This window comes from Sphingobacterium sp. 1.A.5, from assembly GCF_002734235.1.
GTDB lineage: Bacteria > Bacteroidota > Bacteroidia > Sphingobacteriales > Sphingobacteriaceae > Sphingobacterium > Sphingobacterium daejeonense.
Window position 1 is genome coordinate 1 of sequence record NZ_PEBA01000060.1, and the last position, 641, is coordinate 641.

Annotated in this window: 1 protein-coding gene; it reads left to right on the plus strand. The window is 30.7% G+C overall.

The genetic code is table 11. From position 1 onward, the window contains the following. A partial coding sequence (locus CRT24_RS16845; RefSeq protein WP_099372360.1) for an IS982 family transposase occupies nt 1-641 on the plus strand: 641 nt, incomplete at both ends.

The following is a 641-nucleotide window of genomic DNA, read 5'->3' on the forward strand; positions in this document are numbered from 1 at the left end:
AACCAAAATTATCTGAACCAAAATTATCTGATTTAGAACTCATTGCAATAAATATTTCTGCAGAATATTTATCGATAGATTCAGAATATCAGTTGTTTAGATACCTCTCTAATTCAAAACTAAAGGGAATGATTGAGAGAAGTGTGTTTAATCGCAGAAAAAGAAAGGTTTTCTTACACTTGGAAAATATAAGAAAACTTATGGTTGCTAAATTTAATGAGATGGAAACCACTTTTATTGTAGATTCGATGCCTTTAGAAATCTGCAAAAACGCAAGAGCGAACCGCTCTAAAATTTGTAAGGAAAATGAATTTTCGTTTCCCAGCAAAGGTTATTGCGCTTCTCAATCGAGTTATTATTATGGTTACAAATTACATACAGTTTGTTCTGTTTCCGGAGTTTTCCAAAGTTTTGATATTTCTACAGCAAGCATTCATTATATTCATTTTTTGCAAGATATCAAGCATCAAATGAACAATTGTATGTTGATTGGAGACAGGGGTTATTTATCCACCCAAGTGCAAACAGATTTGTTCAATTATGCGAATATAAAGCTGGATACACCCATGAGAAACAACCAAAAAAATTATCAAAAACAAAAATATATTTTCAGAAAATCCAGAAAAAGAATTGAGACTTTA